A 21233-nucleotide genomic window follows, 5' to 3' on the forward strand; every position below is an offset into this window, starting at 1 on the left:
GCGGGTGCGGCGGCGGTCGCCGGCGGCGCGGCAGCGGTGCGGACGCGGGATGCGGCGGGCACGCTGGACGCGGGGCGGGCGGGTGGCCTGGTGAGCGGCGGGACGGGCACCGCCGGGCCGCCGGTGGGCGGGGGGCGGCTGTCGTGCTCAGCGACAGAGCGAACTGGAGACCATGAGCAGGTCGATGTGGCGGCGGCTGTACAGAGCCGTGGGCACCCTCGTCCTCCCGGTCGTGGTCGGTCCGGGCGTGGCACCGGAACTCGTGGCGAGGCACGAAGGTAGATCAACGGTCGGGGCCGGTCAAGGGAGCGGTCGGCGGTCCGGGTGCTCCGCCGGTCGCTCGGGTGAACCACAACTCCCCTGCCTCGCCCAATAGTTAACTGATCATCAGGCAATAGTGCCGGGGCCGTTCCGGTGACGGTCGTTCACCTCGCGTGCGGTGATCGCCACACGGTGGCAATGCAATCTTCACGACACGGTATCTACCCGCATAGACAATCGGCTGCCACGCTGGCTCGAAACCGCGGGCAGGTCCCAACGTGCCTTCCCGTAATGCCACTTGCGCGTTGCCCTGCCCTGCCCCGCATCCCGGTCCCCCCGTCCCTCCGTCGAGTTCAGGAGTGCCCCCGTGCCGAATCGTTTCCTCCGCCGTTTCGCCGCCTTCGCCACCACCTCCGTCCTCGCCGCCGGAGCCGTCACCGTCGGCACCGGCACCGCCGAGGCCGCGCTGCCCACCCCGGTCTCCGCCGCCACCGCCCGCAGCTACCTGGCCCAGTTGACCGTCAAGGCCGAGAACCGCACCGGCTACAACCGCGACCTGTTCCCGCTCTGGATCACCATCTCCGGCACCTGCAACACCCGCGAGACCGTGCTCAAGCGCGACGGCTCCGGCGTGGTCACCGACGCCAACTGCGCCGCCACCTCCGGCACCTGGTTCTCCCCGTACGACGGCGCCACCTGGCACGCCGCCTCCGACCTGGACATCGACCACCTGGTGCCGCTCGCCGAGGCCTGGGACTCCGGCGCCTCCGCCTGGACCACCGCCCAGCGCCAGGCCTTCGCCAACGACCTGACCCGCCCCCAGCTACTCGCCGTCACCGACAGCGTCAACCAGGCCAAGGGCGACAAGGACCCGGCCGAGTGGCTGCCCTCGGTGACCGGCTACCGCTGCACCTACGTCCGGGCCTGGGTGCAGGTGAAGTACTACTACAAGCTGTCCGTGGACAGCGCCGAGAAGACCGCGCTCACCAACATCCTCAACGGCTGCTGAGCGCAGCGCCGTTCGACCCGGACCGTCCGCGCGGAACCCCGCGCGGACGGTTTGGGCGTTTGCGCACGCGAATGACCGAAATGTCCGATCGGCGCGCCTTCGTCCTGGTCAACGCGGTTCTCCGGCATCCTTGCTGACGGAACGACGGACGGCTGGACACGGGCGGAGGGCTGACGGATGGACAGGCGGAGCTTCCACCGGGCGGGGGTCGCGGCCGGCGCCGGGCTGTTCACGGCCGCGGCGGGCGGACGGGCCTACCCGGCCCAGGAGTACGGAGCCCAGGCGTACGGGCCCCAGACGTACGAGGCCCAGGGCTACCCGGCAGCGGCCTACGCGGTGCCGACGTACGAGACGCAGGGGTACGAGACGCGAGGGTACGAGACGCAGGGGTACGGGGCGCACGGCTACCCGGCACCGGCGTACATGGTGCCGGCCTACCCGGCGCCGACGCACGCCGCGCCCGCGTACGTCGTGCCGCCGCGCACGGCGCCGTACGGGGCGGTGCTCTCGGACGGGCTGGCGGTGCCGTGGACGCTCAGGCAGGTGGTCGCCGGGGACCTGAACGTCTGCTACGCGGAGTGCGGCCCGCCCGACGGCCCGGTGGTGGTCTGCCTGCACGGGTGGCCGTACGACATCCACAGCTTCGCCGAGGCGGCCCCGCTGCTGGCGGCGCGCGGCTACCGGGTCCTGGTGCCCTACCTGCGGGCCACGGCCGGACCAGGTTCCGCTCCGAGCAGATCCCGCGCAACGCCCAACAGGCCGCCGTCGCTCGGGACCTGGTCGCCCTGCTGGACGCGCTCGGGGTCAGCAGCGCCCTGCTGGCCGGGTTCGACTGGGGCGCCCGGACGGCCGCGATCGTCGCCGCGCTGCGGCCCGACCGGGTCAAGGCCCTGGTGTCGGTGGGCGGCTACCTGATCACCGACGTCCACGCCCAGGCCGACCCGCTGGGCGCGGAGGCCGAACACGCCTGGTGGTACCAGTACTACTTCACCACCGAACGCGGACGCCGCGCCCTGCTCGACCGCCGGCTGCGCCGCGACCTGTGCCGGCTGGTGTGGCAGACGGTCTCGCCCGGCTGGCAGTTCGAGGAGCAGGTCTTCGACCGCACCGCCACCGCCTTCGACAACCCCGACTACCCGGAGATCGTGGCGCACAACTACCGCTGGCGCCTGGGCCTGGCCGGCGGCGAGCGCCGCTACGACGCCGACGAGCGGCGGCTCGCCGACCGGCCGGTGATCACCGTGCCCGCCGTGGTGCTCGACCCCGCCCTCGACCCGTTCACCGCGCCCGGCCGGGGCCGCAGCTACCGCGACCGGTTCGTCGGGCCGTACCTGCACCGCACCGTCGACGGCGTCGGCCACAACCTGCCGCAGGAGGCGCCCGGCGAGTTCGTCCGGGCGGTGCTCGACGCCGACCGGCTGTGAGCGCCGACCGGCTGTGAAGGCCGACCGGCTGTGGGGGCCGACCGGCGGACGGGGGCCGACCGGCGGACGGGGGCGGGCGGGCCCGGGGCGTGGGGCCCCGTTGGGCTCCGCGTCACCGGGTGAAGGATTGACGAACAGTCAGACCGCCCCCTGGACAAGCCGTTACCCGTCGGTAAGTCTCGTACGACGTGACCGACACCACCAACGCCACCGCCGCGCCCGCCCGCCGCGCCGCCGGGTGATCCAGGCCGCCGCCCTCACCGCCGGGGCCCTCGCCCTGCCGCTCACCACCCCGGCCGGCCGGGCCGACGCCGCCGACACCCCCCGGTTCCTGCACGGCGTCGCCTCCGGCGACCCGCTGCCTGACGGCGTCCTGCTGTGGACCCGCCTCACCCCCACCGCCGACGCCCTGCCCGGCTCCGGGCTCGGCCCCGACACCGCCGTCCGCTGGCAGCTCGCCACCGACCGGGACTTCACCACCGTCGTCGCCACCGGCACCGTCACCACCGGCGCCGCCACCGACCACACCGTCAAGGCCGACGTCCGCGGCCTGCGGCCTGACACCGCCTACTGGTACCGCTTCCTCGCCGACGGCGCGACCTCCCCGTCGGCCGCACCCGCACCACCCCCGCCGCCGACGCCGCCCCCGACCGGCTGCGCCTGGGCGTCGCCTCCTGCGCCAACTGGGAGGCCGGCTACTTCGCCGCCTACCGCCACCTCGCCGCCCGCGGCGACCTGGACGCCTTCCTCTTCCTCGGCGACTACATCTACGAGTACGCGAGCGGCGCGTACGGCACCCGCGGCACCGTGGTGCGCCCGCACGCCCCCGCCCACGAGATCCTCACGCTCGCCGACTACCGCACCCGGCACGGCCGCTACAAGACCGACGCCGACCTCCAGGCGCTGCACGCCGCCGTCCCCACCATCGCGATCTGGGACGACCACGAGTTCGCCAACGACGCCTGGTCCGGCGGCGCCGAGAACCACACCCCCGGCACCGAGGGCGACTGGTCCGCCCGGGTCGCCGCCGCCAAACAGGCGTACTTCGAGTGGATGCCGGTCCGCCCGTCGGTGGCCGGCACCACCTACCGGCGGCTGCGCTACGGCAAGCTCGCCGACCTGCACCTGCTCGACCTGCGCTCGTTCCGCTCCCAGCAGGCCGCGATCGGCGACGGCCAGGTCGACTCCGCCGACCGCACCCTCACCGGCCGGGCCCAACTCGACTGGCTCAAGGCCGGGTTGGCCGCCTCCGACACCACCTGGCGGCTGGTCGGCAACGAGGTGATGATCTCCCCGGTGGCCTTCCTCTCGCTGCCCGACTACCTGCTCCGCCCGCTCGCCCAACTGCTCGGCCTGCCCGGCGAGGGCCTCGCCGTCAACGTCGACCAGTGGGACGGCTACACCCACGACCGGCGCGAACTGCTCGCCCACCTCAAGGACCACCGCATCACCAACACCGTCTTCCTCACCGGCGACATCCACTCCGCCTGGGCCTGCGACGTCCCCTACGAGGCCGCCACCTACCCCGCCTCCGGCAGCGCCGCCACCGAGTTCGTGGTCACCTCCGTCACCAGCGACAACATCGACGACATCCTCAAGGTCGCCCCCGGCACGCTCTCCCTGGTCGCCGCCGCCGCGATCCAGGCCGCCAACCGGCACGTCAAGTGGACCGACCTGGACTCGCACGGCTACGGCGTCCTCGACATCACCCCCGAACGCGCCCAGATGGACTACTACGCCCTCTCCGACCGCACCAGGACCGACGCCACCACCCGCTGGACCCGCTCCTACCGCACCCGCACCGGCACCCAGCAGATCGAACGCGTCAACGCCCCGGTCGCCTGACGCACCGTCCGCCGCCACCGTCCGGGGGCGGCGGCGATGGTGACGGGACGTCACCCCGGTAGGGTCGCAGCCACGCCGTTGGAGACGTGCCCTCCGGGGCGGAAGGGTGGCCCGACCGTGCGCACCGCACCGCACCCGCTGCTGGCGTACTTCCTGGCCGCCGCCGAGGGCCGCTTCCCGCCCGCGGACGGGCGGGTGACGGTGCTGCCGCCGCTGCCCGGCGGGCTGGAGTGCTCGGTGGCGTTCACCGGGCACGCCGTCGTCGCCACCGCCCTGGACGCGCGCCAGGTCGCGGACGGCGGCGCGGACGGCTACGGGGGCTCGCTCGACCCGCGCTTCCTGCTGCGCCTGGCCGGGCCGGACGGCTGGATCGGCGTCACCGACGCCACCCTCACCGCCCGCGCCACCGGCGGCCCGCCCCGCCTCGGCCCGCTGCCCGGCCTCGACGACCACCCGCGGGTGCGCTTCGCCCGCTCCCAGCGCACCCGCGTCACCGTCCACGGCGACGGACGCGGACTGGTCACCCTCGCCCGCGGCCTGGCCGGCCGCCGCGAACTCAGCGTCGAACTGCACGACACCCGCCCCGACGGCCGGGGCCACGGCCGCACCCTGCTGCGCGACGCCCTCACCCTGCTCCCCGCCGGCACCCCCGTCTTCGCCGCCGTCGCCCCGGGCAACGCCCGCTCCCTGCGCGCCTTCCTCGCCGCCGGCTTCACCCCCGTCGGCAGCGAGGTCGTCCTGCGCCCCGGTCAGGCCAGGTCGTCGGGGCCGGGGACGCCGCCGTAGGCCGGGGCGAAGAGGACCAGGGCGACCAGGTCCTCGGCGATGTCGTGGAAGCGGTGCGGTTCGCGGGCCGGGACGAAGAGCGAGCTGCCGGGGCCGACGTCGACGGTGCGGTCGCCGGAGGTGAAGCGGGCACGGCCCCGGGTGACGACGTACACCTCGTCCTGGAGGTGCGGGGACTGGTCGTCGGTGGAGCCCGCCGGGAGCGAGTAGGTGCCGAAGCTCAGGGCGGGCACGCTCAGGTGCTCCGCGTAGTGGGGGGAGCCGTCCGGGGCGGGGCGGAAATGGCCGCTGTCGATGATCTCCATGACGGCCGATCCTCGCACGGGGGACGGGTGTCGGGGGAGGGCGGCGGGGAGGCGGCCGGGGCGGTGAGCGGGTTCAGCCGAGGCGGGCGAAGGTCGCGGGGACCGGCAGGGTGGTCCAGCGGCCGAGGGGCCAGACCAGGACGCGGGCGCGGCCGATCACGTTGCCGACCGGGAGGAAGCCGCCCCCCGGGTTGTGGAGCTGCTGGTAGCGGGAGTCGAGCGAGTCGTCGCGGTGGTCGCCCATCACCCACAGGAAGCCCGCCGGGACCTCAACCGTGCCGACCGGAAAGTCGTCGCAGGGGGTGGAGCCCGGGTACAGGTAGGGCTCGTCCAGGGCGGTGCCGTTGACCTTCAGGGGCTGGCCCGCGTCGCACTCGACGGTGTCGCCGCCGACCGCGATCACCCGCTTGATCAGGTCCTTCTCGCCGGCGGCGGGCATCAGTCCGAGGTGGCTCAGCACGCCCCGCACGACGCCGCCGGAGCCGGTCGGCTCGGTCAGCCAGCCGCCCGGGTCGCGGAAGACCACCACCTCGCCGCGGTGCGGCTGCTCGCCCAGCCAGGGGCTGAACTTGTCGACCGCCACCCGGTCGTCCTTCTGCAGGGTGCCCATCATGGACCCGGACGGGATGACGAACACCTGCACCAGGAAGGTCTTGACCAGCAGCGACAGCAGCAGCGCCGCGACCACGCAGCCCGCCACCGCCCGCCCCCGGGAGGGGCCGAGCCCCCGGCGCAGCCGCTGCCGCCACCCGGCACCGGACGGGGTGTCCGCGGACGAGGCGCCGTCGGCGGAGGTGCCTTCGGTGGCTGCGGTGGTCACGGCGGCTCCCGGGGCGGACGGTGGCGGGCTGCGGGCGATGACGGCTGACAGGTCGACAGGTCGACAGGTCGGGCGGCCGGTCGGTCGGAACGGCCGTCATCGTACGTGCACCGTGCGTGTGTTCGGCGTAAGGTGACGCCCCCTCGACCACGCGCCGCCAGCCCCCGGACGCGGGTGTGCCGCGACCGGTACCCGACCGGTCGCGGCACACCCGCTCACGTGCTCACCCGCTCGCGCCGCTCACCGGCGCCCGGCGGCTACAGGCGCTGCCACAGGGCCGGGACGACGTCGGGCGTCCAGGTGCTCTGCGAGGTGTGTCCCTGCAGGCACTTGTAGCCGACGCCGTTGTAGGTGACCACGTCGCCCGCCTTGTACGCCACGCCCGCGGCCCAGGTGCCGCCGCCGGTGCCGCCGCCGTTGACCACCAGGGTGTAGCCGGTGCCGTGGGTGGCGGAGGGGCCGGTGCCGGTGACCGTGATGGTGTAGGTGCCGGCCGGGGTGGTGGCGGAGGTGGAGACCGTCAGGGTCGCGCTGCCGCCGCTGGTGACGGAGGACGGGCTGAACGAGACGGTGGTGCCGGACGGGGCGCCGCTCGCGCTCAGCGCCACGCTCTGCGCGCTGCCGGAGCTGGTCGAGGTGGAGACCGTGGCGGTGGCCGCCGAACCGGCCTGGACGGTGCCGGTGGCCGGGTTCACCGCGAGGGCGAAGTCGTCGGCCGGGGTGGTGGTGCCGCCGACCGAGGTCTTCCAGATCGCGTACGCCACCCCGTCGGCGTTCCGGTTCAGCACCGTCGCGTCCACGTTGGAGGTGGTGTCGCACGCCGAGTGGTAGCAGGAGTCGTAGGCGCGGTTCGCGGTGCCGCCCCACTTGGCGGACTGCGCCGCGGACTTGACGGCGCTGGCGCCCGCGGCGTAGCCCGAGGTCGGGATGCCGCCCTGCTGGAAGGAGTAGTCGTCGGAACGGCCCTGGCCCTCGACGTTCTCCTCCGGCTGGAGGTTCAGCGAGTCCCAGTACGCCTTGAGCGGCGCGGCGGTGGCCGAGCCGAGGTTGTTGACGAAGTAGCCGGCGTTGGGGGAGCCGACCATGTCGAAGTTGTAGTAGCCCTTGATCGCCGAGCGCTGGGCGGAGGAGAGCTGGCCCACGTAGTACTGCGAGCCCTGCAGGCCCTGCTCCTCGCCGGCCCACCAGGCGAACCGGACGTGCCGGCTCATGGTCGGGTTCTGCTGCGCCAGCACGAGCGCGTTCTCCAGCAGGACGGCCGAACCGGAGCCGTTGTCGTTGATGCCCGGTCCGGCCGCGACCGAGTCCAGGTGCGCGCCGAACATGGTGACCTGGTCGGACGGGCCGCCGGGCCAGTCGGCGATCAGGTTGTTGGCGGTGTAGGTGCACGAGGTGCAGGTCTGCTCGGTGACGGTGTAGCCCGCCGCCTGGAGCCTGCCCTTCACGTACGCCAGCGACTGGGTGTAACCGGCGCTGCCGGCCCGGCGGTTGCCGCCGTTCTGCTGCGCGACCGCGTACAGCTGGCCCAGGTGCGCCTGCACCTTGGCCACGTCGATGTCGGGTGCCGGGCCGCCCGGGTTGCCCCCGCCGCCGACCGTCAGCTGGTACTGCGCGGTGTGGGTGGCCGGACCGGAGCCGGTCACCGTCAGGGTGTAGCTGCCCGCCGGGGTGTTCGCGCCGACGTTGACGCTCAGCGTCGCCGAGCCGCCGGACTGCACGGTGGACGGGGAGACCGTCGCGGTGGTGCCGGACGGCGCGCCGGTCACGGCCAGCGAGACGTTCGCCGCCGAGCCCGCGGTGACGGCCGTGGAGACGGTCGCGCTGGTCGAGCCGCCCGCCTGGACGGTGCCCGCGGCCGGGTTCAGCGCCAGCGAGTAGTCGCTGGTCGGGGCCGCCGCGCAGGTCGGGTCGCCGGTCTGGGCCGGGACGCTGACCGCGTCCCAGGCGGCCTTGGCGCGGTTGAAGAAGGTGCAGGTCGGGTCGAGGTTCTTGGCCGCGGTCAGGGTCGCGGTCCGGTACTTCTTGTACGTCATGCCGCTGGTCTTGAGCAGCATGCCGCCGTAGAAGATCCGGCCCGCGTCGCGGATGCCGAGGCCGGTGACGGACGAGGAGTTGCAGGTCGGGCTGGACGGCTTGCCGCCGCCCGGGTTGGAGCCCTCCGCCAGCAGGTAGAACCAGTGGTTCAGCGGGCCGGCCGCCGCGTGCTCCTCGGTGTTCGGGATCGAGGCCGAGTAGCAGTTCGGGTTGCCGGAGACCTGCGAGGGGTTGTACATCACCCGGATCGGGCCCTGCCCGACCAGGTTGATCATCTCGCCGACGGTGTAGTCCGGGGAGTCGTACGGGGCCGGTTCGTTGGCGTATGCCTCGGTCAGCGCGCCCATGATGTCGCCGGTCGCCTCGCCCAGGCCCGACTCGTTGTTCGCGCCGCCCGGGGTGTACTGGTCGATGCCGTGGCCGAACTCGTGGCCCACCACGTCGATCGCCGCGATCCACTCGTTGGACTGGCTGTGGCCGATCGAGATCGACGAGCCGTCCCAGTACGCGTTGACGTCGTTCAGGCCGACCTTGACCGGCCAGCTGCCGCCGTTGCCGTTGTGGCCGTTGCGGCCCAGCCAGTCCCGGAGCATGTCCCACTCCTTCTGCGCCGCGAACATCGCGTCGGCGCAGCCGGTCTCCTTGGAGGTGGCGGCCCCGGTGCCCCAGGAGTCGGTGGACTTGCCGAAGACCTGGCCGGTCGAGTAGTCGGCGCAGCTCAGGCCCGGGCGGCTCGGGTCGCGCAGCGCGTACGAGCCGCCCGAGCCGGTGGTGTTGATGGTCAGGCCCGCCGGGCCGTTCCACTTGCTGTTGATGGTGCCGGCCCGGACGTCGTCGTACCGGTCGGCGACCTCGCCGGTCACCGCGTCCACGAACACGTGCAGGTGGCTGGGCCGGTCCGCGGTCGCACCGGTCAGCACCGACTCCCAGGCCAGCCGCGAGGTGCCGTCCTTGACCCGCACCACCAGGCGCGGGGCCTCGGCCGCGTCGACCCTCGCCAGCTCGGCGCGGGCCGTCCCGGCCGCGGCCGCCGCGCTCACCTTCGCCGCGGTCGGCACGCCGACCGGCCCGGACACGGCGTTCTGCACCGCCCGGACCCTGCCCTGGCCGTCGGCGAGCACCACCGCGTCGCCGCCGACCACCGGCAGGCCCCGGTAACTGCGCTCGTAGGAGACCGAGTACAGGCCGTTCAGGAACGGGGTGACGGCGCGGCGCTCGTAGCTCTCGTCCGGGCCCTTGGCCAGTGCGTCCGACCCGGCCGACGCCGCCAGGTCCGCCGCCGAGACGGCGGCGGCCAGCGGGGTGGGGGCGAGCGGGGCGGGGGGAGGCGCGGCGTTCGCCTGTCCGGCGAAACCACCGAGCATGCCTCCCAGCACGGCCAGGGTGGTGCCGGCGGTCAGCAGTCTGCGTTTCATCAGAGCTCCTCAGCTCCTCGGATGTGGGGGTGCCCGGAACCCTCACACCGCCGCCATGGCCCGGTCAACGGACCTGACAATCCCCGCAGTGGGATGGCAAATTCCGTCAAATGCATTGATCGGAAAGGGAATTGACCTGCCATCGGCAAGGGTCCGGGGTGCTTCGGGCCAGGGTCACGACAAGGGCGATGGCAAAGAAGAGGTACAGACCACACCATGTACGGGCCCGCCCCGGCCGGGTACCGTCTCGACAGCAGGAACGCTCCACGGCAGGGACGTTCAACAGCAGGGACGTTCGAGGGCCGGAGCCTTCGACGGCAGGGACGGAAGCGCAACCGGGGGAGGTGTCGGCGCATGCTGGGAGCACCCAACCCGGTCGAACTGCCGTACGGCGGGAGCTGGCAGGAGTTCGGCGCCCTGCTGCGCCACTGGCGCCGCGACGCCGGCTGGACCCAGGCCCAACTCGGCGCCGCCGTCGGCTACGACCACACCGCCGTCAGCCGACTCGAACACGGCATCCGCCGCGCCACCCCCCGACTGGTCCGCCGGATCGACGAACTCCTCGGCAGCGGCGGCGAACTCACCCGCTGCTACCACCGCGCCGAGAGCGCCGAGGGCGACCGCCCCGCCCTCCCCCCGCACCTGCTGCGCCCCCCGCTGCCCCCCGGCACCGGCCCCCTCCCCGCCGGACCGCCACCGTCCCCGCCGACGACTGCCCCGCCACCCTCCCCGGCTACGACGTCCAGTGCCCGCTGCACGGCGCCACCGGCTGCCACCTCCCACCCCCGCCACCGCCGTCGCCCTGCACGCCGCGTTCTGCGCCGACCCGCCGCGCCCCTCGACACCGACACCGTGCACGCCCTCGCCGCCGTCCTCGGCGCCCAGCTCCACGGCGCCGAACGGGCCATGGCCGGGCCGGCGGCGGGTGGACGGGTTCCGGGTGGACGGGTTCCGGGTGAGCGGAGCACGGGTGGCCGGGGCCCGGGCGAACAGGGGCCGGGGGAACGGGGGTTCGGCGGGAGCGGACCGGGCGCCGTGATCGAGGGCACCCTGCGCGCCGTCGTCGCCCGGCTCGCCGACGCCCCCGCCCGGCACCGCCGGGTCCTGGCCCGCCTCGCCGCCGAGTACGCCCACGCCGCGGGCAGCCTGCGCCTGCACGGCGGACGCCCCGCCACCGCGATGGCCTGCTTCGACCGCGCCCTCGGCTGGGCCGCGCTGGCCGGCGACGCCACCACCCAGGTCGCCGCCCTCAGCGACATGGCCGTCCTCGGCCTGCTCGACGACGATCCCGCCTCGGCCGGCGACTACGCCCGCGAGATCCGCCGCGCCGCCCCGGACGCCACTGGTCCGACGCCCTCGCCACCCTCGGCGAAGCCCGCGCCACCGCCCTCGCCGGCGACATCCGCGCCACCGCCCGGCACCTCGGCCGCGCCCGCCAGCACCTCGACCGGCCCGCCACCGCCGTCGACGCCGAGGAACACGTCCCCTGGCTCGCCCCCGCCGCCCTGCGCCTACGCGTCGAATCCGGCTCCTCCGCCGCCCTGCGCGACCTGGCCGCCGCCACCGCCGACCCCCGCCTCGCCCACCGCGCCCTGACCGCCGCCACCGCCGCACTCGACCTGCTCGGCGACGGCCGACTCCCCGCCGCCCGCGCCATGCTCACCGTCCGGATCGCCGACTGCCACCTCTGCGCCGACGACCCGCACACCGCACTCGCCACCCTCACCCCCGTCCTCGACACCGACGGCACCCCGCTCCCCGCCCTGGTCCGCCACGAACTCCGCGGCCTGCGCACCCGCCTCGCCGCGGGCGCCGACCGCTGGGGGCCGGGGGCGGCGGAGGCGGTGGCGCGGCTGGGGGCGGCGATCTGAGGCCGCCGCGTGGGCGGTGCCGGTGGGGCGGGGGGTTGGTTGCCCTCTCCGCCCTGGGCCGCCGCGCATCGCCCGACGTGTGCGGTCAGGGCCGATCGCCGGGAGTGGGAATTCGGGTGTGGGTGGGTGGGGGGGGCGGGCGGCAGACTCGGCGGAGGGGAATCGACGGCGTCGCGGTGGCAGCCGCTTTCGGGCTGGGGCGGCCCTCGGGGCCCTGGCGTTCGCTCGACAACGGGGGTGCCCCGACCGACAGTCGGCTGCCGGTCACCTCGCGGGGGGAGGTGGGCGGCACGGACGGACCGGTTGCTGAGCGACTGGCACCTGGAGCAGGCCCGCCGGGTGCACCGCCTGCAGCGGGCGGCGCCGGCGGCCGGGACCGCCGTGCCGCGCCCCGTCGAACCGCCCGCTCCGGCCGCCGGCTACTGGCACCGGCCGTCCGCGGACGAGCAGACGGCGGTCCGGGTCAGCGCCTGGCTGGACGGGCACGACCTCCGGCAGACCGGAGCCGATGCCGATGCCGACGCCGACACCGACGTCGATGCCACGGCGGCCACCGGGTGGGTCGGCCGTACGCCGGCCCGGATCGCGGGCCTGGGCACCGGTGGCGGCGAGCCCGACCCGCCGCACCCCGTGGCGCAGTGGCGGGAGTGGGTGGCCGAGGCGGAGGCGGGCGGGCTCCCGGTGGCCGCGCCGGCCCGCGCCCTGCTCCCGGTGGTCGCCGACGCCACCGCCCTGGTGCACGACGCGATGCGCGCGGCCCCCGCCGCCGTCCTGGTGCACGGCGACACCTCCCGGGCGAACGTGCTGCGCACCCCCGACGGCTACGCGCTGATCGACCGAGAGACCGCCCGGGCGGAAGTCCCCTGGTGGGCGGCGGTGGACGTGGCCTTCCGGTTCGCCACCCCCGTCGGCGGCCGCACCGTCGCCCCCGACCCCCGGCAGGCGCGCCCCCTGCTCGCCGCCCACCTGCACGCCGACGGCCCGCCCGGCCCCGCCGACCCGACCGCCTTCGCGGGCCTGCTGCGCAGCCAACTCGCCTGCACCGCCTGGTCCCTGTGGCCGGCCCTGGGCCACCGCGCCGCCACCCCCGAACAGCGGGCCCGCGGACTGCGGATCGTCACCGCCACCGCCCGCGACCTCCCCCGGATCATCCGCTCCCTCGACGGCTGGACCACCCTGCACCACTGAACCGCCCGGCCGGGCCGCCCCCGGCTGCGCCCCGCAGCCTCGCCGCTCTGCTCCCTCGCCCGGTCGGCCCGATTCTCGCTGTTCCCCCAGCCCCCATACTCTGTCGGCCCTGCGCCCCCAACACCCCTCAATCCGATGTCATCACCCTTTCTTGGTGAAAGACATATGATCGCCCCGCCAATTCGGCCCGGACGCGAGCGGGCTGACGACCGATTCGACGGGGAAGTGGCCATGGCGGCAGGGCGAGGCGACGACGACCTCGGCGGTCGGGAGATTGCCGACGGCGATCTGCTGGAGGTTGCTGGCGATCCGGCGCAGACCACCGAACTGCAGCGCACTCTGCGGACGTTGGCGACGAACGACAAGGTCAGCCTTGAACTGCGGGAGATGGCGCGCGAGGTGCTCACCGGGCTGATCGGGATGCGGGAGAAGACCGAGTCTGACCGCTACCTGTCGGCGATCAGTGCCCGCCTGGACGAGATGCGCACCGCGGCCGAGAACCTCTCGCCGGAGGAGCGAGCGGCCTCCGAGAAGCGGGCCGTAAAGCTGCGTGAGCAGTACGAAGCCGAGCGTGGCCCGGAAGAGTCCGACGAGACCTGGGATCGTTCGCACGAGTCTCACAAGGACTTCGCTTGACCGTTCCCCGTAAGCTTTCTCGGAGCTTGGAAGTCGTCTCATCCGGGCCACCGGGTAGGCTCCAGGCGCGATGCTCGTGGAGCACCTGGTGCCGGACGTTCCAGTTGGCACCGGTTGAGCGTCCGGCCATGCCTACGCAGTACGAGTTCGGCTGAGACATCGAGGAGCAGCCGGGCGGGGATGACGTCCAGGAGGGTGAGGTCAGACATCGGGTCGAGATCGCCGCCATCGAGGGCCGCCGGGAATTGGCCGGCAACCGCGCGGTGCTGATCGGCAGTCGACAGGGCCGTGGAAGGAGCGATCACGTCCTTCGGGCTGTCAGTGCGGTGTACCGACAGGCTGCCAGCTGCAACGGAAACCTGCTATCGGTACCCCAGCCAGGTGTCACCTCCGATTGCGGCGCGGAGCCTGTCAGTCCGGACTGGCATGATGCGCGGTGCGCAGATCACGCTGGCCATGTGGTCGAGGAGGGAAACGAACGTGTTGAACAGAGGGTCAGAAGAGTTTTGCCGTCACTGTGGTGAGCCCGTCACCCTCGTCGGCGACCGCTGGACCCATGGCCGCCATGGTTTCGGCGGCTGGGGCACCGTGGGGTGCAGCGCGTACAGCTTCACCCTGCGCGGAGCCTGGGACAGCCGTCTGACCAAGTCCGAGAAGGCCCAGCCTCGTACGCGGGGTCAATTGGATGGGCGAGAGGAGTTCCCCGCCTGGCCCGCCTTGCAGCAGGCGCGGCGGGTAGCCGAGCGTAAAGAGCGCGAGGCGGCTGAACTCGCGGCGGTGCGCTTCTCTCCCGTGTTGGCCAGGGCTGTCAAAGCCGCAGAGGCGATCGTCGCGAATCCGGGTAGTACGACCTTCCGGACCCTGGAGCGGCGTCGCCAGGCCGTGTGCGTGGCGATGGAGCAGCAGGCCCGAAGCGCCCGTCTGACCCGTCATGACGGCGACCGCACATCGCTGCACTCCAGCGGTGGTAGGGAAGCCGAACTCAACCGGCTCTTGCAGCTCACCCGGGACCTGTTCAAGGCGCTACGGGAAGCCGAGGAGTTTCTGCCACCCGAGGAAGCGGTCAAAGCGGCCACCAGCCGCTACAGCGCCCGAATCGACCAGATCGCCACAGCGCGTTACGACTCTTTGCCGACGCACGGAGACGGGGCCTTCGACGAACGCCGGGCACTGGAGGCCGCCCGCCTACGAACCAGGAATTCCTAGGACTCGAGACAGTTCGGAGGGGCGCGGTTCGCGTTCGTGTTCTTCGGTGGCCGGGGTAGCGACCTGACGGACTTCCTTGCGGTCATCGCCGGCCGCGCCGTTAGCGGTGTGGACCACCAGAGCCGTCAGCGGTGGGTCGCCGCGGTGGTGCGAGGTGCGGACAGTGCGGCCGAGTACCCGGCCGCACCAGAGAGATCCCGGCTTCGAAACGCACCGACACTGTGACTGACGGTGCGTCAGCTCTGCCCCAGCGAGGGAGGTGCCTGCTCGTTAGGCTGCCCGAAGGGAACGTGGACGCTGGGCGTCGTACGCGAGGTGCTCGTGAGGTGGATGGCCTGGTCGTCGAAGAAGATGTGCGGCTTGAGGATCCTCATGATCTTGCCTTTGTCGATCCCGCCGAGGAAGAACGCGTCGTTCACTCGCAGGCCCCACCGCTTCAGGCTCATGACGGCCCGTTCGTGGGCGGGAGCGTTGCGGGCGGTGACGAGTGAGACGTGGACACGGAGGCGGTATCCGGGATCCTTCTGGCGTTCCTCCTCCTCGCGCCGCTGGATCCGGTTCACCGCGGCCAGGAAGTCTTTGAGCGGCCCCGGGTCGTGCGCGGTGCCGGCGTTGGCGATCTCATGCTCCCGAAATCCCTCGATCCCGTTGCTTTGGTAGACCTGTTCGGAAGCGTTGTCGGCCAGGATCCCGTCGAAGTCGAAGGATATTCGCAGGTCTCGGTCGCTCGTGTCGTCCTCGACGGTCGGGCCGAGGACGGAGCCGGCGGGTAGGCCCGCGCTGACGGCTTCGCGGACGTCCTCCTGGTTCGCTGAGAGGAACAGCGACATGTTGAGCGCCGGCATGAAGCGGTACGGCGATTTGCCCTGCATGAACACGGCCCGGGTGATCGGCAGCTCGTGGGTCTGGATGGACCGCATGACCCTCAGTCCGGTGTCGGGGTCATTGTGGGACAGCACGATGACCTCGACCAAGGGGTCGTGCGGGGCGGGAGCGAGGTCGTTCAGCGACAGCAGACGCCGGACGAACGAGAAGGCCACCCCGGGTTTGAGGGTCTCGTCCAGGTGCTCCTCTTGGTAGGAGCGGTAGCCCTCTTCGCCCTGCTCCCGGAACACCGCGTCAGACTCGGTCAAGTCGAACAGGGCGCTGGAGGCAATGCCTATGACGAGGCGTTCCGAAAGATCGTACGGCATCTCGCCAACCCCTCTGCACCATTCTGGGCCCATTACGCCCATTATTGTCGCACTTATGTGCGATCGTACCTGATGGGCCAGTGTGGGGGCCGTCAGGGGGCCGCGAGGCGTTGGAGCAGGGTGTTGAGGGTGGCGCGTTCGGTGGGGGAGAGGGGGGTGAGGAGGTCCTCGGTGACGCGGCGGCTGTCGCGGTCGGCGGTGCGGAGCAGGGCGTGGCCGGCGGGGGTGAGGACGACCTGGCGGCTGCGGCGGTCGGCCGGGTCGGGGCGGCGTTCGGCCAGGCCCAGGCGTTGGAGGTCGTCCAGCAGGGAGACGATCGCGCTGGGGTCGTAGCCGAGGCGGTCGGCGAGTTCGCGCTGGCGGGCGCCGTCGACGGTGGCGAGGTAGCGCAGGATCGCGTGGTGGCGCAGCCGGAGTCCGTGCTGTTCCAGGGCGGCGTTGAACGCGCTGCCGGAACGCAGGCCGAGGCGGTACAGCAGGTAGCCGGTGTCGGCGTGCAGGCCGTGCATCCAGGGGTCGTCGCTCATGGGGGTCATCATGCCAGAGCGAAGATGTTCGGAACAATCATTGACATCAACAATGATTGTTCATAGCTTCAATGGCCATGAGCAACGAAACCCTCCAGAACCCACCGACCGCCCTGAACGGCCGTCAGCCCCTCGACCTGACCGGCAAGGTCGCCGTGGTCACCGGCAGCGGACGCGGTCTCGGCCTGGCCTACGCCACCGCGCTGGCCGCCGCCGGCGCCGCCGTCGTGGTCAACGATCTGGACGCCGAGGTCGCCGACGCCGCGGCCGCCACCCTCACCGCCGCGGGCGGCCGGGCCGTCGCGGTGGCCGCCGCCGTCGGCACCGCCGAGGCCGCGCAGGCCCTGGTGGACCGGGCCGTCGACGCCTTCGGGCGGCTGGACGTGATGGTCACCAACGCGGGCATCCTGCGCGACCGGGTGCTGTGGAAGATGACCGACGAGGACTTCGACGCCGTCGTCGCCACCCACCTGCGCGGCACCTTCACCTGCGCCCGGGCCGCCGCCGTCCGGATGCGCGAACAGGGCGAGGGCGGCCGGTTGATCCTGATCGGCTCCCCGGCCGGGCAGCGCGGCAACTTCGGCCAGACCAACTACGCCGCCGCCAAGGCCGGGATCGCCGCGATGGCGCGCACCTGGTCGATGGAGCTCGGCCGGTCCGGCATCACCGTCAACGCCGTCGTCCCGGTCGCGGCCACCGCGATGACCGAGACCGTCCCCGCCTTCGCCCCGTACGTCGAGGCGATGCGGCAGGGCGCCCCGCTGCCCGATTTCCTGCGCAAGGGCGAGGGCTTCGGCACCGCCGAGGACTGCGCCGCGCTGGTCCCCTTCCTCGCCTCCGACGCCGCCCGCGAGGTCACCGGCCAGTGCATCGGCATCGGCGGCGACAGGCTCGCCCTCTGGTCGCACCCGCAGGAGGCGGCCGTGGCCTACGCCAACGGCGGCTGGCGCCCGGAGACCATCGCCGCCGCCTGGGCGACCTCGGTCGGCCGCGAGCCGCAGACCGTCGGCATCCCCGCCCCCGCCGTCCCGGCCGCCGCCCCCGCCACCCCGGGCGGAGCGAAGTGAACCCCGCCGAGCTGACCGCGATCGACGTCCACACCCACGCCGAGGTCTCCGCGCACGGCCGCACCGCGCTCGACGAGGAGCTGAACGCGGCCTCCAGCGGCTACTTCAAGGTGGCCGGCGACCGCAGGCCCACCGTTACCGAACTGGCCGCGTACTACCGCGAGCGGCGGATGGCCGCCGTGGTGTTCACCGTCGACGCCGAACACGCCACCGGCCGCCCGCCCGTCCCCAACGAGGAGATCGCCGAAGCCGCCGCCGCCAACGCCGACGTGCTCATCCCGTTCGCCTCGATCGACCCGTTCCGCGGCAGGGCGGGCGTCCGGCTGGCCCGCCGCCTGGTCGAGGAGCACGGCGTCCGGGGCTTCAAGTTCCACCCCAGCATCCAGGGCTTCTTCCCCAACGACCGGCTCGCCTACCCGCTGTACGAGCTGATCGAGGAGACCGGCACCGTCGCGCTCTTCCACACCGGCCAGACCGGCATCGGCGCGGGCGTCCCCGGCGGGGGCGGCATCCGGCTCAAGTACTCCAACCCGCTGCACGTGGACGACGTCGCCGCCGACTTCCCGCAGCTGAAGGTGGTCCTCGCCCACCCGTCCTTCCCCTGGCAGGACGAGGCGCTGGCCGTCGCCACCCACAAGCCCGGCGTGCACATCGACCTCTCCGGCTGGTCGCCCAAGTACTTCCCGCCGCAGCTCGTCCGGTACGCCAACACCCTGCTCCAGGACAAGGTGCTGTTCGGCTCCGACTACCCCGTGCTCACCCCCGACCGCTGGCTCGCCGACTTCGCGCAGCTGCCGATCAAGGACGAGGTCCGGCCGAAGATCCTCAAGGACAACGCCGCCCGCCTGCTCGGACTCGCCCGGCCGTGACGCCATGAGTGGAAAGGCAGTCACCCGCCCCATGCGCAACCAGGGAACCGGCTCCTGGCCCGCCCGCCGGGCCCGGAAGACCCCGCACCGCACCGCCCTCGTCCACGACGGGCGCCACCACACCTACGCCGACCTGCACGACCGCACCACCCGGCTGGCCCACGCCCTGCGCACCGCCGGCGTCCGCCGCGGCGACCGGGTCGCCTACCTCGGCCCCAACCACCCCGCCTTCCTGGAGACGCTGTTCGCCACCGGCCTGCTCGGCGCGCTCTTCGTCCCGCTCAACACCCGCCTGGCCCGGCCCGAGATCGCCCACCAGCTCGACGACTGCGGGGCCCGGGTGCTGGTCCGCGCGCCCGGCTGCGCCCCGCTGGTCCCGCCCGGCGCGGTGCCGGTGGCGGTGGAGGTCGGCGAGGCGTACGAGTCCTGGCTGGCCGGGGCCGACCGCACCCCGGTCGACGAACCCGTCGGCCTGGACGACACCTGCCTGATCATGTACACCTCGGGCACCACCGGCCGTCCCAAGGGCGCCCTGCTCACCCACGGCAACCTCACCTGGAACGCCTACAACGTCCTGGTCGACACCGACCTGCGGGCCGACGACCGGGCCCTGGTCAACGCCCCGCTGTTCCACACCGCGGGCCTCAACATGCTCACCCTGCCCGTCCTGCTCAAGGGCGGCACCTGCCACCTGATCGAGTCCTTCGACCCGGCCGGGGCGCTGGAACTCATCGCCCGGGAACGGATCACCCACACCTTCGGCGTGCCGACCATGTACGACCTGATGGCCCGCCAGCCCGGCTGGGCCGACGCCGACCTGCGCAGCCTGCGCGTCCTCAACTGCGGCGGCGCCCCCGTCCCGCGCCCGCTGATCGACACCTACCTGCGCCGCGGCCTCTCCTTCCAGCAGGGCTACGGCATGACCGAGACCGGCCCCGGCGCCCTCTTCCTGGACGCCGAGCACGCCGTCGCCAAGGCCGGCAGCGCGGGCGTCCCGCACTTCTTCACCGACGTGCGGCTGGCCGCGCCGGACGGGCGGGAGGCGGGCGTCGGCGAGACCGGCGAGATCCTGGTCAGCGGCCCGCACGTCGGCCCCGGCTACTGGGGCCTGCCCGAGGCCACCGCGCAGTCCTTCCGGGACGGCTGGTTCCGCAGCGGCGACGCCGCCCGGGCCGACGCCGACGGCTACCTCACCATCGCCGACCGGATCAAGGACATGTACATCTCCGGCGGCGAGAACGTCTACCCCGCCGAGGTCGAGGAGGCCCTGCTCGCCCTGCCCGGCGTCGCCGAGTGCGCCGTCTACGGCGTCCCCGACGCCAAGTGGGGCGAGGTCGGCCGGGCCGTCGTCGTCCCCGCCGCGGGCACGGCGCCCGACCCGGACGCGCTGCTCGCCGCCCTGGCCGGGCAACTCGCCAGGTACAAGCTCCCCCGGACGCTGGTGCTCGCGGACGAACTGCCGCGCACCGCCTCCGGAAAGCTCCTCAAACACCGGCTCCGCGCCCGGTACGGCAACTGACCCCTCCGCCCCCTCCCCGAAAGGCCCACCCCCCATGGCACGCACCGTCGACGGGCTCGACGCCCTCAAGGCCCTGGCCGGCACCGACCTCGGCAGCAGCTCCTGGCTCGACGTCACCCAGCGGCGCATCGACACCTTCGCCGACGCCACCGACGACCACCAGTGGATCCACACCGACCCCGAACGCGCCGCCGCCGGCCCGTTCGGCGCGCCCGTCGCGCACGGCCACTTGACGCTCTCCCTGTTCATCCCGCTCTTCACCGAACTGCTGGAGGTCGAGGGCGTCACCACCAAGGTCAACTACGGCCTCAACAAGGTCCGCTTCCCCGCCCCGGTCAGGGCCGGCTCCCGGGTCCGCCTGACCGCCCGCCTCGCCGCCGTCGAGGACGTCCCCGGTGGCGTGCAGGTCACCGTCGACGGCACCGTCGAGATCGAGGGCGCCGCCAAGCCCGCCGCCGTCCTGCAGAGCGTCTCCCGCTTCTACGCCTGACGCCCCGACGCGCCTGACGCCCTGACACGCCGACACCCTGACACGCCGTCAACCGGCCCAGGTCGACCGCCGAACGCCGGCGGTCGGCCCCGCCGATATTCGGACGACCCCGACCGGGCCCGCTGTTAGGGTGGCCCGATGGCAGTGCTCAGGCAGTTCCAGGTCACCTTCGACTGCGCCGAACCCGCCCGGGTCGCCCGCTTCTGGTGCGAGGTGCTCGGCTACGAGTCCCACCCGCCCAAGGGCTTCGACAGCTGGGAGCGGTACGAGACCTCCTCCCGCCCGCCGAACGTGGCTCGTGGTCCGCCTGCACCGACCCCACCGGCGTCGGCCCCCGCCTCTACTTCCAGCGCGTCCCCGAGGGCAAGACGGTCAAGAACCGCGTCCACCTCGACGTCCGGGTCGGCACCGGCCTCCTCGGCGAGGAGCGCCTCGCCGCCCTGGAAGCCGAATGCGCCCGCCTGCTCCCCCTCGGCGCCGTCCGGGTCCGGCTCCTGTACGACGGCGGCGACGACTCCTGCATCGTCATGCAGGACGTCGAGGGCAACGAGTTCTGCCTCGACTAACCCCCGTCCCCGTCCCCCTCCCCGCCTCCGGCCCGACGAGCGGGGGCACCGACCCGACATGGTGAACGCCCCCGGGCGCGCGCGGCCGTGCCCGCCCCGGCCGGAGGAGAACCGGACGGGAGCAGAGGAGGCGACGCGTCATGAGTACGGCAGCCCGCGTCCCCCGGGACTACCGCGTCAGTGACCCCGAACGGGCCCTGAA

General features: G+C 73.4%; 16 protein-coding genes and 3 pseudogenes. 14 read left to right on the forward strand and 5 right to left on the reverse strand.

Translation table 11 applies throughout. The features are described from left to right. Positions 1-628: 628 nt before the first annotated feature. The 4 genes and pseudogenes from QMQ26_RS35270 to QMQ26_RS35285 all read left to right on the forward strand — a co-directional run bounded on the left by QMQ26_RS35270 (position 629) and on the right by QMQ26_RS35285 (position 5325). A complete protein-coding gene (locus QMQ26_RS35270) occupies positions 629-1270 on the forward strand; it encodes an HNH endonuclease family protein (protein WP_282204159.1) in 642 nt (213 codons plus the stop codon). Positions 1271-1693: 423 nt separating this feature from the next. After that, positions 1694-2694: pseudogene (locus QMQ26_RS35275) on the forward strand (alpha/beta fold hydrolase). Between the two features lie 238 nt (positions 2695-2932). Beyond that, a pseudogene (locus tag QMQ26_RS35280) lies at positions 2933-4539 on the forward strand (alkaline phosphatase D family protein). Between the two features lie 117 nt (positions 4540-4656). Beyond that, complete coding sequence (locus tag QMQ26_RS35285) at positions 4657-5325, forward strand: GNAT family N-acetyltransferase (RefSeq protein WP_282204160.1); 669 nt, start codon at positions 4657-4659, stop codon at positions 5323-5325. Here QMQ26_RS35285 and QMQ26_RS35290 read toward each other — a convergent pair. The 3 genes from QMQ26_RS35290 to QMQ26_RS35300 form a co-directional block, all read right to left on the reverse strand. Beyond that, complete coding sequence (locus QMQ26_RS35290) at positions 5289-5630, reverse strand: cupin domain-containing protein (RefSeq protein WP_282204161.1); 342 nt, start codon at positions 5628-5630, stop codon at positions 5289-5291. The genes QMQ26_RS35285 and QMQ26_RS35290 overlap by 37 nt on opposite strands. 73 nt (positions 5631-5703) lie before the next feature. Continuing rightward, positions 5704-6450 (reverse strand): signal peptidase I, encoded by a 747-nt coding sequence (gene lepB / locus QMQ26_RS35295; RefSeq protein WP_282204162.1) that lies wholly within the window; start codon positions 6448-6450, stop codon positions 5704-5706. A 257-nt stretch (positions 6451-6707) separates the two neighbouring features. After that, positions 6708-9899: a M28 family peptidase gene (locus QMQ26_RS35300; RefSeq protein ID WP_282204163.1), complete on the reverse strand. Its 3192-nt coding sequence runs from the start codon at positions 9897-9899 to the stop codon at positions 6708-6710. Positions 9900-10253: 354 nt separating this feature from the next. Between QMQ26_RS35300 and QMQ26_RS35305 the strand changes: the two genes are divergently transcribed. The 5 genes from QMQ26_RS35305 to QMQ26_RS35325 all read left to right on the forward strand — a co-directional run bounded on the left by QMQ26_RS35305 (position 10254) and on the right by QMQ26_RS35325 (position 14800). Further along, positions 10254-11495 carry a helix-turn-helix domain-containing protein gene (locus QMQ26_RS35305; RefSeq protein WP_282204164.1) on the forward strand — a complete coding sequence of 414 codons (1242 nt, stop codon included), beginning with the start codon at positions 10254-10256 and terminating at the stop codon, positions 11493-11495. A gap of 59 nt (positions 11496-11554) precedes the next feature. After that, entirely contained in the window at positions 11555-11770 is a 216-nt protein-coding gene (locus tag QMQ26_RS35310) for a hypothetical protein (protein WP_282204165.1), read from the forward strand. A 303-nt stretch (positions 11771-12073) separates the two neighbouring features. Continuing rightward, positions 12074-12958, forward strand: coding sequence for a phosphotransferase (locus QMQ26_RS35315; RefSeq protein WP_404814022.1), 885 nt, complete (start codon positions 12074-12076; stop codon positions 12956-12958). Positions 12959-13189: 231 nt separating this feature from the next. Continuing rightward, on the forward strand, positions 13190-13594 hold the full coding sequence (locus QMQ26_RS35320; RefSeq protein WP_282204167.1) for a hypothetical protein: 405 nt from the start codon (positions 13190-13192) through the stop codon (positions 13592-13594). A gap of 429 nt (positions 13595-14023) precedes the next feature. Then, positions 14024-14800, forward strand: coding sequence for a hypothetical protein (locus tag QMQ26_RS35325; RefSeq protein WP_282204168.1), 777 nt, complete (start codon positions 14024-14026; stop codon positions 14798-14800). Between the two features lie 236 nt (positions 14801-15036). On the opposite strand, the gene QMQ26_RS35330 is transcribed toward QMQ26_RS35325, so the two are convergent. Continuing rightward, the gene (locus QMQ26_RS35330; RefSeq protein WP_282204169.1) at positions 15037-15993 is read right to left on the reverse strand and encodes a 5'-nucleotidase; all 957 of its coding nucleotides are present in this window, start codon (positions 15991-15993) and stop codon (positions 15037-15039) included. A gap of 92 nt (positions 15994-16085) precedes the next feature. Beyond that, the gene (locus QMQ26_RS35335; RefSeq protein WP_282204170.1) at positions 16086-16520 is read right to left on the reverse strand and encodes a MarR family winged helix-turn-helix transcriptional regulator; all 435 of its coding nucleotides are present in this window, start codon (positions 16518-16520) and stop codon (positions 16086-16088) included. A gap of 71 nt (positions 16521-16591) precedes the next feature. Here QMQ26_RS35335 and QMQ26_RS35340 point away from each other — a divergent pair, with 71 nt between their 5' ends. The 5 genes and pseudogenes from QMQ26_RS35340 (at position 16592) to QMQ26_RS35360 (ending at position 21031) form a co-directional block, all read left to right on the forward strand. Then, positions 16592-17587: an SDR family oxidoreductase gene (locus QMQ26_RS35340; protein WP_282204171.1), complete on the forward strand. Its 996-nt coding sequence runs from the start codon at positions 16592-16594 to the stop codon at positions 17585-17587. Further along, on the forward strand, positions 17584-18456 hold the full coding sequence (locus tag QMQ26_RS35345) for an amidohydrolase family protein (RefSeq protein ID WP_100838775.1): 873 nt from the start codon (positions 17584-17586) through the stop codon (positions 18454-18456). Before QMQ26_RS35340 ends, QMQ26_RS35345 begins: the two co-directional genes overlap by 4 nt. A gap of 31 nt (positions 18457-18487) precedes the next feature. Continuing rightward, a complete protein-coding gene (locus QMQ26_RS35350; RefSeq protein ID WP_282204172.1) occupies positions 18488-19975 on the forward strand; it encodes an acyl-CoA synthetase in 1488 nt (495 codons plus the stop codon). A 34-nt stretch (positions 19976-20009) separates the two neighbouring features. Next, positions 20010-20465 (forward strand): MaoC family dehydratase, encoded by a 456-nt coding sequence (locus QMQ26_RS35355; protein WP_100838773.1) that lies wholly within the window; start codon positions 20010-20012, stop codon positions 20463-20465. Between the two features lie 138 nt (positions 20466-20603). Further along, positions 20604-21031 (forward strand): annotated as a pseudogene (locus QMQ26_RS35360) (VOC family protein). Positions 21032-21233 lie beyond the last annotated feature (202 nt).

The sequence above is a fragment of the Kitasatospora fiedleri genome, assembly GCF_948472415.1.
Taxonomy (GTDB): Bacteria; Actinomycetota; Actinomycetes; order Streptomycetales; family Streptomycetaceae; genus Kitasatospora; species Kitasatospora fiedleri.

Coding starts and splice junctions, on each gene's coding strand:
- QMQ26_RS35355 (WP_100838773.1), top strand. CDS start 20,010: ATGGCACGCACCGTCGACGGGCTCGACGCCCTCAAGGCCCTGGCCGGC.
- QMQ26_RS35320 (WP_282204167.1), top strand. CDS start 13,190: ATGGCGGCAGGGCGAGGCGACGACGACCTCGGCGGTCGGGAGATTGCC.
- QMQ26_RS35325 (WP_282204168.1), top strand. CDS start 14,024: ATGCGCGGTGCGCAGATCACGCTGGCCATGTGGTCGAGGAGGGAAACG.
- QMQ26_RS35300 (WP_282204163.1), bottom strand. CDS start 9,899: ATGAAACGCAGACTGCTGACCGCCGGCACCACCCTGGCCGTGCTGGGA.
- QMQ26_RS35290 (WP_282204161.1), bottom strand. CDS start 5,630: ATGGAGATCATCGACAGCGGCCATTTCCGCCCCGCCCCGGACGGCTCC.
- QMQ26_RS35350 (WP_282204172.1), top strand. CDS start 18,488: ATGCGCAACCAGGGAACCGGCTCCTGGCCCGCCCGCCGGGCCCGGAAG.
- QMQ26_RS35310 (WP_282204165.1), top strand. CDS start 11,555: ATGCTCACCGTCCGGATCGCCGACTGCCACCTCTGCGCCGACGACCCG.
- QMQ26_RS35340 (WP_282204171.1), top strand. CDS start 16,592: ATGGCCATGAGCAACGAAACCCTCCAGAACCCACCGACCGCCCTGAAC.
- QMQ26_RS35305 (WP_282204164.1), top strand. CDS start 10,254: ATGCTGGGAGCACCCAACCCGGTCGAACTGCCGTACGGCGGGAGCTGG.
- QMQ26_RS35335 (WP_282204170.1), bottom strand. CDS start 16,520: ATGAGCGACGACCCCTGGATGCACGGCCTGCACGCCGACACCGGCTAC.
- QMQ26_RS35330 (WP_282204169.1), bottom strand. CDS start 15,993: ATGCCGTACGATCTTTCGGAACGCCTCGTCATAGGCATTGCCTCCAGC.